Below are 15,309 nucleotides of genomic sequence, written 5' to 3' on the forward strand. Positions count from 1 at the left end.
CTCTTGTTCTTATTGTTTATTAGGACTCGTTGCCGGAGTCGATCATGTACTGGATCAGATCGTCTGCCGCAGTGTTGGTGGAATCGACCGAGGAATTGTGATCCGACAGGTCAGTCTGGGAGACGCCCAGAAGCTTGACCACTACGTCGTTTCCTTGCTCATCGCCTACCAGCACTTCGGTGTACTCGACATGGTTTTCGGTGCCGGAGGTGATATCCTTGACCGAAACTCCGTCGCCGAGTTCGAGGACGTCGTGTCCAGCGTTGAAGTCGGTGACCACGATGTCGCTGCCGTGGCCCAGTACGGACTGGTCGATGAACACTGTATCGTTTCCGCGACCGGTTTCGATGGTATCGTCGCCATCGCCGGTAACGAAGATGTCGTTGTGTTCTCCTCCGGTCAGGAAGTCGTCGCCTTCTCCGCCAACCAGGAGGTTGTTGCCTCGACCGCCGTAGAGATGGTCGTCGCCGTCTCCACCGATGAGGGTGTCGCTACCGCCGCCCTTGTGGCTGTTCTCGAAGTCACCGTAAAGGGTGTCATCGCCAGAACCGCCGTGGAGCAGGTCGGAGTCGTGTCCGCCGTACAGCTTGTCGTTACCTTCACCACCGGCCAGCGTATCCATGCCGTTGTCGCCTGCCATGAGGTCATTGTCTCGGCCACCGTAGATCAGGTCGTTATCGTTTCCTCCAGTGAGGACGTCGCTGCCGTCGCCACCGTGGAGCACATCCTGACCATTGCTGCCGGTGATGACGTCTCCGCCATCGCCGCCGTAGATGGTGTCGTTGCCGTTTTCACCATGCAGGTTGTCGCCGTGTCCAAGGCCGTAGATGACGTCGTTACCGTTGCTTCCAAGGATTACGTCGCCGTAATTATGGCCAACCAGCACATCGTCACCATTGGTCGGATGACTGTCGAAGTCATCGGGTACGGTCATGCCGTCGTTGCCGTTGTATTCCGGTTCCGGGACATACGGTACGGTGGTCGGATCATCGACGACTGCGATGGTGCTGGTCGCCGTGTTGCTGGCGGCACCTTCGTCGTCGAAGACCGTGACCTGAACCACTCTGTCGGTGGTGTTCGGAGTAACGTTACCGTTTTCAAAGGTAACTGCCTTGATGGCTGCCATGTAGACCGCCAGGTCTGCGGCGCCAGTCAGGGTGACGGTGATCTGACCGTTGGCAACAACCGTCTCGGCGGTGATGCCGTCAGGCAGGTTGTCGGTATTCAGCACATCGCCATCCTGTGCGTTGGTGAGCACGATGGTGGCGCTGGACATGTTGGCGGAGTCAACATCGGTGATGGTGACGTCACCTGCGATGGAGACAGCGTCTTCAGTCTCGACCCAGGTGGTGGCGTAGCCGGTATCATTATCGGCGGCCGCATCCACGCTGGCAACGAGATCGTTGAAGTCGTCGTCATCGCCGGTGCTGATCTGATCGTCGATCATGACGCTCATGGAACCGTCAGCAGCGGTTTCGAAGCGGAAGGTCGCTTCTTCGCCATTGGGGTTGAAGGCCGCGATGTCGAACTGGACATCTACGTACTCTGCGGAGCCGTCAGCCTGCGGGATGGAGAGGGCCCATTCGCCGTCGTCCTTGGCGAAGACCAGACCATCCTGCTGCACATCGCTGGCGGAGATGCCCTTGTCGCCTGCATCGGAGATGACGAAGAAGTGGACATCCTCGTCGCCGTCGAAGGTCTCGAGGACGTTCTTGAGCATGTTGGCATCGTGGCTGTTGGCCAGAATGATTTCCGGTTCAGTCGGGACACCGTTTTCAACGAAGTAGATGCCGAGCATGTTGGTGTAGCCAGCATCCTGGCTGTCCACTGTAACGACCTGGCCATCGGCGAGATCGAGAACCGGTGCGTCATTCACAGGAGTGATGTTCAGCGTGACAGTGGCGGGTTCGCTCTCCTTGTCGCCGTCGGTGACGGTGTAGGTGAAGGAAGCCTTGCCAGAGAAGTCGCCTTCAGGCTCGAAGGTGATGGTGCCGTCAGCGTTCAGGGTCACATTGCCATGACCGATCACGTTGCCGTCTTCGTCCACCACATCAGAGACCGAAGCGATGGTGAGGGTTGCGCCCTCGGCGTCAGTGTCGTTTGTCAGCAGGTCGCTGGCGTTCAGAGTAATGGTTTCACCTTCCAGGTAAGTGGCGTCGATGCTGCCTTCGGAGGTAGCGGAGACGGACTTGAGCAGGAAGTCGGAGTTGTTGCCGGAGGAACCGACACCGTTATCGAGCGGCATCAGGCCAAGCTGGATGATCTCGTCGCCGAAGGTGTCGGAGTCGAGGGTCACGTTAACCAGACCGTCGTGCTCGCCCTGAGTGACAGTGGCGGTGCCGATGGCTGGGTACTGACCTTGCGTCTTGGGACCGTAAACGGTCACCTGACCATTGTCGTCCGCGTCTACGTCTACGTAGCCGAGCAGTACGGGCTTGCCGTTGGGGCTGGTGGCTTCGCCGTAGACAGCGATGCGGGCGCTTTCCATGTTGCCGGCGTCGTAGCGGTTGCCGTCGAAGAGAGCTGCCAGTTCCAGAGTCACACTCTCCATGCCCTGAGCAAAGGAGACGGACATGACTTCAGTGTGGTTATTGTTGCCGGAGCCATTGAATGCACGCAGGCCATCGATTTCGCCTGCGTCGATTTCTTCGCTCGGGTTGCTGATACCGAGGCCGGCGTATTCGTTTTCAGGATCGTAGTCAGCGTTTACAGTCTTGCCGCTGATCACGATGTCAGACTCGGAGGTCCAATTATTCATGTTGAGTGCGTCGCCCTTGTAGGCTTCGACGGTGACGCCGGATTCCTTCCAGCTGTCCGCTACGGCCTGCGGTGCCACGCCCATGGGGGTGTCGACATCAATGTCGAGGCCCGGATTAACAGTAACAGAACCGAACTCGTCATCCACGGCCACGGGCGCGTCGTTGACTTCGGCTACTTCGACGGTAGCGGTGGCAGTGGACTGCGTGCCGCCTTCGTCGCTGATGGTGTAGGTGAAGGAAGCGGTGCCGCTGAATTCGGCATCGGGAGTGAAGACCACCTGGCCGTCCACGATTTCCACGGTGCCGCCCTGTGCATCCTGTACGGAATCCAGAGTCAGATCCTCACCGTCCAGCTCGACGTCATTGGCGAGCAGGTCGGCGTAGGAGATGGTCAGCGCTTCATCTTCATTAGTGTTGAAGGTGTCGTCCGCTGCAATGGGAGCTTCGTCGGTCAGGGAGTCCGGAGCGTCGAAGGTCAGGCTCACAGTGGAGGTGTTACCTTCCATGTTGTCAGAGTCGATCGGAGCATAGTCGAAGGAGGTACCGGAGCCGAATTCGACATCCACGTACTTCAGTTCCCAGTTGGAGGCGGCGGTCGAATCGGTGGAGAACTCAATGCGGTCAAAGAGCTGACCTTGGAGTATGTCCTGACCGATGGTGACTACACTTTCCAGACCGGAATCCGGGGCGTAGACTTCGCCGGATGCGACGACGGTGTCGCCGTTGTAGGCAACCCAAGTGGCGCTTGCGCCAACAGAGCCGCCTTCTTCGAAGTGGCCGCCGAGGCCATCGAAGGATACTTCGGCTACCGAGACGAGGGCTCCGTCGAAGTCGATGGAGATGGTCTCGCCGTCATTGATGCCTTCGCCGCCACCGACGCCGATTCCGGTGCCCATGTGACTCGGGTTCTCGGCGTGGAATTGGGTCAGGCTGCCGCCTTCGGACGTGACCGTGACGGTGATGTCATCGGTGACAGCCATCTGGCGGGTATTGGCGTCGATTTCAGTGCCCCAGTTGGCAAGGTCTTCGTCGCCTGCATCGCGAGCACCCAGGAAGACGCCGGTTACTGCCGGGCCGTCCACGGTGTCGGGGGCTTCGTAATTAACATTGTTGATGTTGACTTCGTCGCCCACGTTGATTTCGTTACCCTGATCATCGACAAGCTTGCCTTCGGTGGGCAGAGACTTGATGACCACGGTGTCAACAGTGCCGTCTTCCAGATCGCTCAGTGCGCCGTCAGTGAAGTCCACGGCAACGGTTTCGCCGGGGTTGACGTCTTCGCTGAAGCTCTGGCTGACAGGCGGTTCGTGGGTGAGGTTTTCCGGAGTTACATCGATGGAGACTACGGACTCGTTACCTTCCAGGCCGTCATTGTCGACAGGCTTGTAAGTGAAGGAGCTGTCTGCACCGAATTCGGATTCAACGTAACGCAGTTCCCAGTTGGAATTGGTCGGAGAATCGGTGGTGAAGACGATGGAGTCAAACAGGCCGCCGTCGATCATGTCGGAGGTGATTACCAGTTCTTCGAACAGGGAACCGTCTGTGTTGTCATTGACCACGGCGCCGGAACCGACAACCTGGCCATCGAGCATGGCGATCCAGACAGCCTTGGCTCCGACAGAGCCGCCGTCGTCGAAGTGCCCGCCGAGGCCGTCAAAGCCAACCTTAGCAGTGGAGACAACGCTGTCGCCGAAGTCCACGGTGATGGTCTCACCGGCTTCGATGCCGTTGCCGTCGTTATCGCCGATACCGAAGCCCATGTGGCTCGGAGTATTTTCATTGTACTGATAGAGCGGACGTCCAGCACCACCCGCAGTGATCTGGTAGCCATCAGTGGCGTTGCCGGACAGGGTGCCGGTGCCGCTGGAGATGGTAACGGTGGAACCGTTAACAGTCTGCGTCAGGGTGGTGGCGTCGCCGTCAGTGTTGCTGCCCCAGTTATCCAGACCGAGGTGGCTGCCGTCCTTGGTGCCGAGCATCAGAGTGGAGCTATCCAACTCTTCCGGCTCGAAGGTGAAGGTGCCGTCAGCATCGTAGGTGGTCTCGTCGGTGACTTCCACCGGATCGCCGCCCTCTGCCGGGGTGTAGTACAAGGTACCACCCTCGGGCAGGCTGGTGATCTTGATCTGAGTCACGGTGCCGTCCACGTCGTCAACATTTACGCCGTCAGGATCGGTGGCTCCGACATCGCGGAGGAAGTCGATGGTAACGGCTTCGCCCATATCATCGCCTGCGACAGCGAAGTCCACGCTGGTCGGCGGTTCGTTGACCGGATTGACAGTAACGTCGACTCTGCCTTCGCGGTAGGCACCGTCGCCGTCGGAGACGCCGTATGTGAAGGAAGCAGGACCGTTGTAATCCGGGTCCGGAGTGAAGGTGATGGTCTGGGCATCGTGGTCTATGGTGACCGTACCATTCTGCGGATTCAGTACGCGGGTGATGGTCAGCGTGTCGCTGTCCACGTCGCTGTCATTGGCCAGCAGCGTGGCGAAGTCGATGGTGACGGAGTTGTCTTCGTCAGTAGAGACTGCGTCATTGCGAATGAGCGGAGCATCGTTGCGAGCTTCCACGTGGATGGTGGACACTGCAGTGTTGCTGGATGCGCCGTAGTCGTCGGAGACGGTTACGGTGACAGTGCGGTCGGCGGTGTCCGGATCATCAGAGGTGTTGAAGAATGCGATGGACTTGATCGCAGCTTCGAAGTCAGCCACCGGAGCGGTGGTGCCGTCGGCTGCGGTCAGAGTGATCACGATGTTGCCTTGATCATCCGTGGAAGTGGTGGCGACGATGCCGTCCGGCAGAGTGCCGAGCTGCAGTTCGTCACCATCCAGCGTGTTGGTCAGGGTGATGGTTGCATCGGTCATGGTTGCGCTATCGACATCAGAGATATCGAGCGCAGCGGAGGCGATGTAAACGGAACCGGCGTTCTCGATGTAGGTACCTTCGAAGCCTGTGCCTTCGGAGCCCTCAACCGGGGTGATACGGACGACGATGTCAACATAGTCATGGTCGCCGCCATTGGGCAGGTCTTCCATGCGCACGATGTAGGAACCGTCTGCATCCGGGTCTTCAATGATGAAGTGACCAGGAGCGGAAACGCCGTTCTTATCAGTGTGGTTGGGATCGCTACCATCCAGAGAATCCGGGTTGTGCTCATCCTGAGAAAAGTAAACCGGATGGCTGGAGGGCTGGCCATCGATCATGAGGACCATCTTGCCGTCGGCTCCCATGCCGAAGGAGAGCTGATCGTCAGAAACATCGCCGTACTGGCCGGAGCCATTGGCAATGATGAAGTAACCGTAGGATTCACCGGGCTCAAGAGTGCCGAGGGTGTGACCACCGGGGATACCGGCGTTTTGGTTGTTGATAAGAACCTGCGGTTCGGAAGCAGTGCCGTCTGCGGCGATCTTGTAGACGCCGAAGAGGTTGTTGTAACCGGCAGTTTCACGGACGAAGTTCACTTCGAGGTGGCTGCCGCCGTCCAGATCGATGGTCGGAGCGTCGTTGGTTCCATTGATGGTGACTGTCACAGTGTGAGAGGCGGTGCCGTCCTGAGAAGAGACAACGAATGTCTCGGTCAAGGTGTCGCCAACGCCCAGCTGCTGAACTGCATCGAGATTGTTATTAACTGAGTAGTCCCAGTTGCCATCGGCATCGATGGTCAGAGAACCGAGGTTGTCGCCCTGATCCACAGAGGTGGAGAAATTGGCTTCTCCATCATCTGCGTCAGCAATATCGAGCTTGCCTGAGGTGGTCAGGGTCGTTTCGAAATCATCTTCATTTACGGAGCCAGTGTCTGCGCCATCTGCGGGAACAGAGATTTCAGCGTCGTCATTGGTGCCGGTGATATCGATAGAGATAGTCTGGGAGACCACTTCGCCATCGTCAGTGCGGGCGTAGACAGTGATGCTGTCGGTCGCATCGTCACCTGCATTGAGAACGTCAGCGCGGGAATCCAGAGTGTAGGTCCAGTTGCCGTCAGCATCGATTTCAACGGAACCGTAGTTGCCCTGAACCGTGCCAGCGTCAAATCCGAGGCTCTCTTCAGCGTCAAGGTCGTTGACGTCAAGAGCGCCGGATACGCTGATGTCGGTGGCTTCAACAACGCTTCCAGAAGCATCGCCGCTGATCACCGGAGTGTCTTCGGTGCCGTTAATGGTCACGGTAACCGTGTGCGAAGCAGAACCGTCAGCAGACTCGACTACGAAGGTTTCAGTCAGCGTCTCGCCAGCCTCAAGCTCTTGGACACGAGAGTCGTTGTTATCGACTTCGTAGGTCCACTTGCCGTCGGCAGTGATGGTCAGAGAACCGACCTTGCCAGTGTTGTCCACGGTGGTGGAGAACTCGTCTTCACCTTCGTCGGCATCCTCAATGGAGAGCTTACCCTTGGTGGTAAGGGTTACATCCTGATTGGCCGCATTTTCGGGGCGTTCAGAAACGCTGCCGGTGTCGCCGCCAGGACGTGTGGTGATCACCGCGGTGTCGTTGGTGCCGGTAATATCAATGGAGATGGTCTGGGAGACTACTTCGCCGTCGTCGGTGCGGGCGTAGACCACGATGCTGTCGGAGGCGGAGTCACCAGCGTTCAGCGCGTCAGCTCTGGAATCCAGAGTGTAGGTCCAGTTGCCGTCTGCATCGATGGTGACGGAGCCGTAGTTGCCCTGAACCGTGCCTGCGTCGAAGTCAGGAGTGTCGACGAGATCAACGTCGGTGACGTCGAGTGCGCCGGACACGCTGATGTCGGTCTCTTCGGTGACATCGCCGGAAGCGGTGCCAGTGATGACCGGAGTATCTTCGGTGCCGTTGATGGTCACGGTGACGGTGTGCGAGGCAGAGCCGTCAGCGGAAGTGACTACAAATATCTCGGTGAGGGTCTCGCCAGCGCCGAGCTGCTGCACTTCGGTGGCAGTGTTGTCGACGTTGTAGGTCCAGTTACCGTCAGCGGTGATGGACAGTGCACCGACCTTGCCGGTGTTGTCCACGGTGGTGGAGAAGACATCTTCGCCATCGTCCGCGTCGGAGATGGAAAGCTTGCCAGAGTCTGTCAGAGTGACAGCCTGATCGGCAATGCCTTCGGCCAGCTCGGTGACGGAACCGGTGTCGGAATCGGTACCACCCACGGAGATGACCGCCGTGTCGTTGGTTCCGGTAATATCAATAGAGATGGTCTGGGAGACTACTTCGCCGTCGTCGGTGCGGGCGTAGACCACGATGCTGTCGGAGGCGGAGTCGCCAGCGTTGAGCGCGTCAGCTCTGGAATCCAGAGTGTAGGTCCAGTTGCCGTCTGCATCGATGGTGACGGAGCCGTAGTTGCCCTGAACCGTGCCGGCGTCGAAGTCAGGAGTGTCGACGAGATCAACGTCGGTGACGTCGAGTGCGCCGGACACGCTGATGTCGGTCTCTTCGGTGACATCGCCGGAAGCGGTGCCAGTGATGACCGGAGTATCTTCGGTGCCGTTGATGGTCACGGTGACGGTGTGCGAGGCAGAGCCGTCAGCGGAGGTGACCACAAAGGTCTCGGTGAGGGTGTCTCCAGCGCCGAGCTGCTGCACTTCGGTGGCAGTGTTGTCGACGTTGTAGGTCCAGTTACCGTCAGCGGTGATGGACAGTGCGCCGACCTTGCCGGTGTTGTCCACGGTGGTGGAGAAGACATCTTCGCCATCGTCCGCGTCGGAGATGGAGAGCTTGCCAGAGTCTGTCAGAGTGACAGCCTGATCGGCAACGCCTTCTGCCAGCTCGGTGACGGAGCCGGTGTCGGAATCGGTACCACCCACGGAGATGACCGCCGTGTCGTTGGTGCCGGTAATATCAATGGAGATGGTCTGGGAGACTACTTCGCCGTCGTCGGTGCGGGCGTAGACCACGATGCTGTCGGAGGCGGAGTCGCCAGCGTTCAGCGCGTCAGCTCTGGAGTCCAGAGTGTAGGTCCAGTTGCCGTCTGCATCGATGGTGACGGAGCCGTAGTTGCCCTGAACCGTGCCGGCGTCGAAGTCAGGAGTGTCGACCAGATCAACGTCGGTGACGTCGAGTGCGCCGGACACGCTGATGTCGGTCTCTTCGGTGACATCGCCGGAAGCGGTGCCAGTGATGACCGGAGTATCTTCGGTGCCGTTGATGGTCACGGTGACGGTGTGCGAGGCAGAGCCGTCAGCGGAAGTGACTACAAATGTCTCGGTGAGGGTGTCTCCAGCGCCGAGCTGCTGCACTTCGGTGGCAGTGTTGTCGACGTTGTAGGTCCAGTTGCCGTCAGCGGTGATGGACAGTGCGCCGACCTTGCCGGTGTTGTCCACGGTGGTGGAGAAGACATCTTCGCCATCGTCCGCGTCGGAGATGGAGAGCTTACCAGAGTCTGTCAGAGTGACAGCCTGATCGGCAACGCCTTCTGCCAGCTCGGTGACTGCGCCTGTGTCGGAATCGGTACCACCCACGGAGATGACTGCCGTGTCGTTGGTGCCGGTAATATCAATAGAGATGGTCTGGGAGACTACTTCGCCGTCGTCGGTGCGGGCGTAGACCACGATGCTGTCGGAGGCGGAGTCACCAGCGTTCAGCGCGTCAGCTCTGGAATCCAGAGTGTAGGTCCAGTTGCCGTCTGCATCGATGGTGACGGAGCCGTAGTTGCCCTGAACCGTGCCTGCGTCGAAGTCAGGAGTGTCGACGAGATCAACGTCGGTGACGTCGAGTGCGCCGGACACGCTGATGTCGGTCTCTTCGGTGACATCGCCGGAAGCGGTGCCAGTGATGACCGGAGTATCTTCGGTGCCGTTGATGGTCACGGTGACGGTGTGCGAGGCAGAGCCGTCAGCGGAAGTGACTACAAATATCTCGGTGAGGGTCTCGCCAGCGCCGAGCTGCTGCACTTCGGTGGCAGTGTTGTCGACGTTGTAGGTCCAGTTACCGTCAGCGGTGATGGACAGTGCACCGACCTTGCCGGTGTTGTCCACGGTGGTGGAGAAGACATCTTCGCCATCGTCCGCGTCGGAGATGGAGAGCTTGCCAGAGTCTGTCAGAGTGACAGCCTGATCGGCAACGCCTTCTGCCAGCTCGGTGACGGAGCCGGTGTCGGAATCGGTACCACCCACGGAGATGACCGCCGTGTCGTTGGTGCCGGTAATATCAATAGAGATGGTCTGGGAGACTACTTCGCCGTCGTCGGTGCGGGCGTAGACCACGATGCTGTCGGAGGCGGAGTCGCCAGCGTTGAGCGCGTCAGCTCTGGAATCCAGAGTGTAGGTCCAGTTGCCGTCTGCATCGATGGTGACGGAGCCGTAGTTGCCCTGAACCGTGCCGGCGTCGAAGTCAGGAGTGTCGACGAGATCAACGTCGGTGACGTCGAGTGCGCCGGACACGCTGATGTCGGTCTCTTCGGTGACATCGCCGGAAGCGGTGCCAGTGATGACCGGAGTATCTTCGGTGCCGTTGATGGTCACGGTGACGGTGTGCGAGGCAGAGCCGTCAGCGGAGGTGACCACAAAGGTCTCGGTGAGGGTGTCTCCAGCGCCGAGCTGCTGCACTTCGGTGGCAGTGTTGTCGACGTTGTAGGTCCAGTTACCGTCAGCGGTGATGGACAGTGCGCCGACCTTGCCGGTGTTGTCCACGGTGGTGGAGAAGACATCTTCGCCATCGTCCGCGTCGGAGATGGAGAGCTTGCCAGAGTCTGTCAGAGTGACAGCCTGATCGGCAACGCCTTCTGCCAGCTCGGTGACGGAGCCGGTGTCGGAATCGGTACCACCCACGGAGATGACCGCCGTGTCGTTGGTGCCGGTAATATCAATGGAGATGGTCTGGGAGACTACTTCGCCGTCGTCGGTGCGGGCGTAGACCACGATGCTGTCGGAGGCGGAGTCGCCAGCGTTCAGCGCGTCAGCTCTGGAGTCCAGAGTGTAGGTCCAGTTGCCGTCTGCATCGATGGTGACGGAGCCGTAGTTGCCCTGAACCGTGCCGGCGTCGAAGTCAGGAGTGTCGACCAGATCAACGTCGGTGACGTCGAGTGCGCCGGACACGCTGATGTCGGTCTCTTCGGTGACATCGCCGGAAGCGGTGCCAGTAATGACCGGGGTATCTTCGGTGCCGTTGATGGTCACGGTGACGGTGTGCGAGGCAGAGCCGTCATCGGAAGTGACCACAAAGGTCTCGGTGAGTGTCTCGCCAGCGCCGAGCTGCTGCACTTCGGTGGCGGTGTTGTCGACGTTGTAGGTCCAGTTGCCGTCAGTGGTGATGGACAGTGCGCCGACCTTGCCGGTGTTGTCTACGGTGGTGGAGAAGACATCTTCGCCATCGTCCGCGTCGGAGATGGAGAGCTTGCCGGTGGAGGTCAGTGTGACATCCTGATCGGCAATGCCTTCGGCCAACTCGGTGACTGCGCCGGTGTCGGAATCGGTGTCGCCCACGGAGATGACCGCCGTGTCGTTGGTGCCGGTAATATCAATAGAGATGGTCTGGGAGACTACTTCGCCGTCGTCGGTGCGGGCGTAGACCACGATGCTGTCGGAGGCGGAGTCGCCAGCGTTGAGCGCGTCAGCTCTGGAGTCCAGAGTGTAGGTCCAGTTGCCGTCTGCATCGATGGTGACAGCACCGTAGTTGCCCTGAACCGTGCCTGCGTCGAAGTCAGGAGTGTCGACCAGATCAACGTCGGTGACGTCAAGTGCGCCGGACACGCTGATGTCGGTCTCTTCTGTGACTGCGCCGGAAGCGGTGCCGGTGATGACCGGAGTATCTTCGGTGCCGTTGATGGTCACGGTGACGGTGTGGGAGGCAGAGCCGTCATCGGAAGTGACCACAAAGGTCTCGGTGAGTGTCTCGCCAGCGCCGAGCTGCTGCACTTCGGTGGCGGTGTTGTCGACGTTGTAGGTCCAGTTGCCGTCAGCGGTGATGGACAGTGCGCCGACCTTGCCGGTGTTGTCCACGGTGGTGGAGAAGACATCTTCGCCATCGTCCGCGTCGGAGATGGAGAGCTTGCCGGTGGAGGTCAGTGTGACATCCTGATCGGCAATGCCTTCGGCCAGCTCGGTGACTGCGCCGGTGTCGGAATCGGTGTCGCCCACGGAGATGACCGCAGTGTCGTTGGTGCCGGTAATATCAATAGAGATGGTCTGGGAGACGACTTCGCCGTCGTCGGTGCGGGCGTAGACCACGATGCTGTCGGAGGCGGAGTCGCCAGCGTTGAGCGCGTCAGCTCTGGAGTCCAGAGTGTAGGTCCAGTTGCCGTCTGCATCGATGGTGACAGCACCGTAGTTGCCCTGAACCGTGCCTGCGTCGAAGTCAGGAGTGTCGACCAGATCAACGTCGGTGACGTCGAGTGCGCCGGACACGCTGATGTCGGTCTCTTCGGTGACATCGCCGGAAGCGGTGCCAGTAATGACCGGGGTATCTTCGGTGCCGTTGATGGTCACGGTGACGGTGTGCGAGGCAGAGCCGTCATCGGAAGTGACCACAAAGGTCTCGGTGAGTGTCTCGCCAGCGCCGAGCTGCTGCACTTCGGTGGCGGTGTTGTCGACGTTGTAGGTCCAGTTGCCGTCAGTGGTGATGGACAGTGCGCCGACCTTGCCGGTGTTGTCTACGGTGGTGGAGAAGACATCTTCGCCATCGTCCGCGTCGGAGATGGAGAGCTTGCCGGTGGAGGTCAGTGTGACATCCTGATCGGCAATGCCTTCGGCCAACTCGGTGACTGCGCCGGTGTCGGAATCGGTGTCGCCCACGGAGATGACCGCCGTGTCGTTGGTGCCGGTAATATCAATAGAGATGGTCTGGGAGACGACTTCGCCGTCGTCGGTGCGGGCGTAGACCACGATGCTGTCGGAGGCGGAGTCGCCAGCGTTCAGCGCGTCAGCTCTGGAATCCAGAGTGTAGGTCCAGTTGCCGTCTGCATCGATGGTGACAGCACCGTAGTTGCCCTGAACCGTGCCTGCGTCGAAGTCAGGAGTGTCGACCAGATCAACGTCGGTGACGTCGAGTGCGCCGGACACGCTGATGTCGGTCTCTTCGGTGACATCGCCGGAAGCGGTGCCAGTAATGACCGGGGTATCTTCGGTGCCGTTGATGGTCACGGTGACGGTGTGCGAGGCAGAGCCGTCATCGGAAGTGACCACAAAGGTCTCGGTGAGTGTCTCGCCAGCGCCGAGCTGCTGCACTTCGGTGGCGGTGTTGTCGACGTTGTAGGTCCAGTTGCCGTCAGTGGTGATGGACAGTGCGCCGACCTTGCCGGTGTTGTCTACGGTGGTGGAGAAGACATCTTCGCCATCGTCCGCGTCGGAGATGGAGAGCTTGCCAGAGTCTGTCAGAGTGACAGCCTGATCGGCAACGCCTTCTGCCAGCTCGGTGACGGAGCCGGTGTCGGAATCGGTGTCGCCCACGGAGATGACCGCAGTGTCGTTGGTGCCGGTAATATCAATAGAGATGGTCTGGGAGACTACTTCGCCGTCGTCGGTGCGGGCGTAGACCACGATGCTGTCGGAGGCGGAGTCGCCAGCGTTCAGCGCGTCAGCTCTGGAATCCAGAGTGTAGGTCCAGTTGCCGTCTGCATCGATGGTGACAGCACCGTAGTTGCCCTGAACCGTGCCTGCGTCGAAGTCAGGAGTGTCGACCAGATCAACGTCGGTGACGTCGAGTGCGCCGGACACGCTGATGTCGGTCTCTTCGGTGACATCGCCGGAAGCGGTGCCAGTAATGACCGGGGTATCTTCGGTGCCGTTGATGGTCACGGTGACGGTGTGCGAGGCAGAGCCGTCATCGGAAGTGACCACAAAGGTCTCGGTGAGTGTCTCGCCAGCGCCGAGCTGCTGCACTTCGGTGGCGGTGTTGTCGACGTTGTAGGTCCAGTTGCCGTCAGTGGTGATGGACAGTGCGCCGACCTTGCCGGTGTTGTCTACGGTGGTGGAGAAGACATCTTCGCCATCGTCCGCGTCGGAGATGGAGAGCTTGCCAGAGTCTGTCAGAGTGACAGCCTGATCGGCAATGCCTTCGGCCAGCTCGGTGACTGCGCCGGTGTCGGAATCGGTACCACCCACGGAGATGACCGCCGTGTCGTTGGTGCCGGTCACGGTAATGGTCAGTTCGGCCGTATCTATCAAATCGCCGTCAGAAACCTGATACTTGATGGTGATTGTCTGCTTTTCACCATCAGTCAGGTCATCATATTCAGATGCGTCAAAAGTGTAGGAGCCGTCTGCATTCAGGGTGAATCCCTTAACCGGTGCCTGGTCGTCCGCGAGGCTGTAGGAGAGTTCCTCTGCGGTGTTATCGACATCGCTGTCGTTGCCAGCAACGGTGCCATTGATAATGGCATCTTCAGTGACGGCGTTAGTGTCGTCTTCGGCCTCAGGTGCATCGTTAACAGGGACGACAGTGATAGTGCCAGTCCCACTGGAGGACAGACCGCCTGCGTCTGTTACGGTGAAGGTCACGTCAATTGTGCCGAAGTAGTCCTGATCAGGTACATAAGACCACTGGCCGGGGCCGATGTTGGTGAGAGTGCCACCAGAAACATTCAGTTGGGTTACGGACAAAAAGGAACCCGGTGTGTCAGTGACCAGAGCAAGGATGTCCGTATCATTAATGATATATGGATCACCGGCGACCTGAGGGTCATTGTCTTCATTCAGGGACAGAGAGAGGGTGCCGTTGATGATCGGGGCGGTGTTTGGTGCTTCGGTAGTGTCACTGGCTCCGAAGCCTCCTCGGCGCGCAAAGCTTGAGGACTCAAATTCCGGATCGCCCTGGTTGCCCAGACTGTCGACGCCGCGGAACAGGTTGCCGCTATCGTCAACATAAGAGCCAACACCACTGCCACTGGCTGCGGAATCGGCTGCGGTATCGAAATTGTCCTGCTGGTCAGAGGACTCTTCGTTGAAGGCGAACAGGTAGACATCACCTGGGACCTCTGTGCCGTCCATGAGTTCGAAGGTCGGCAGGGTGCCTTCTTCGGCCATGATCAGGTAGTCCTTGACGATGACGACGCCGCCTTCCTCAAGGGTGATGACGAGATCCGGACCGTTGCCGTTGAATTCGGCAGTGGAAATGTCAAAGTCAAATATAAGGGCTGCATCTGCTGCTACCGGGATGGTTGTGACACCATCTATGGCAGGCTTCGTGACGGTAATTTGGTCGGCCATAACTTCCTCCTACAAAAGTTGCGTGGCTTATATGTCGATTCTTAGTTTAAAATCTTAGATTATATATATGGCCTGTCGCGTCACAAGTCAACGGATTGAAATTAAGTTAATATGAGCACTTATGTTGTGGATAAGAGTCCTTTCACAATGCTTGTTGCTGGTATTTCAGGAATGTTTCTGTATGACGATTAGGGGCGATTATGAGATTTTATATTAAGTTTTCCACATAGTGGTGTTTAATACTGTATTTGTTCTGATATTATTATCCACGAGTTATTTTTGGTTTGAATAATTTTAATAGCTTGAAAGTATTGATTAATTTTTATCTTAGATAAATATTAGGAAAAGTTATCATGTGGAAAGTCTATTATGCTGATTACGGCTATCTTATCGTCAATCTACATATCTGATTTCATGAATTTGAGTGTAACAACATGATC

Annotated in this window: 1 protein-coding gene; it reads right to left on the bottom strand. The window is 58.5% G+C overall.

Going from position 1 to position 15,309, the window contains the following annotated elements:
- Positions 1-19 precede the first annotated feature (19 nt).
- Complete coding sequence (locus tag HFN16_RS12470; protein ID WP_168891068.1) at positions 20-14,869, bottom strand: VCBS domain-containing protein; 14,850 nt, start codon at positions 14,867-14,869, stop codon at positions 20-22.
- Positions 14,870-15,309 lie beyond the last annotated feature (440 nt).

This window comes from Pseudodesulfovibrio sp. zrk46, from assembly GCF_012516435.1.
Lineage (GTDB): Bacteria > Desulfobacterota > Desulfovibrionia > Desulfovibrionales > Desulfovibrionaceae > Pseudodesulfovibrio.

Bases quoted from the DNA above. Each gene is read 5' to 3' on its own strand.
- HFN16_RS12470 (WP_168891068.1), bottom strand. From the start codon at position 14,869: ATGGCCGACCAAATTACCGTCACGAAGCCTGCCATAGATGGTGTCACA.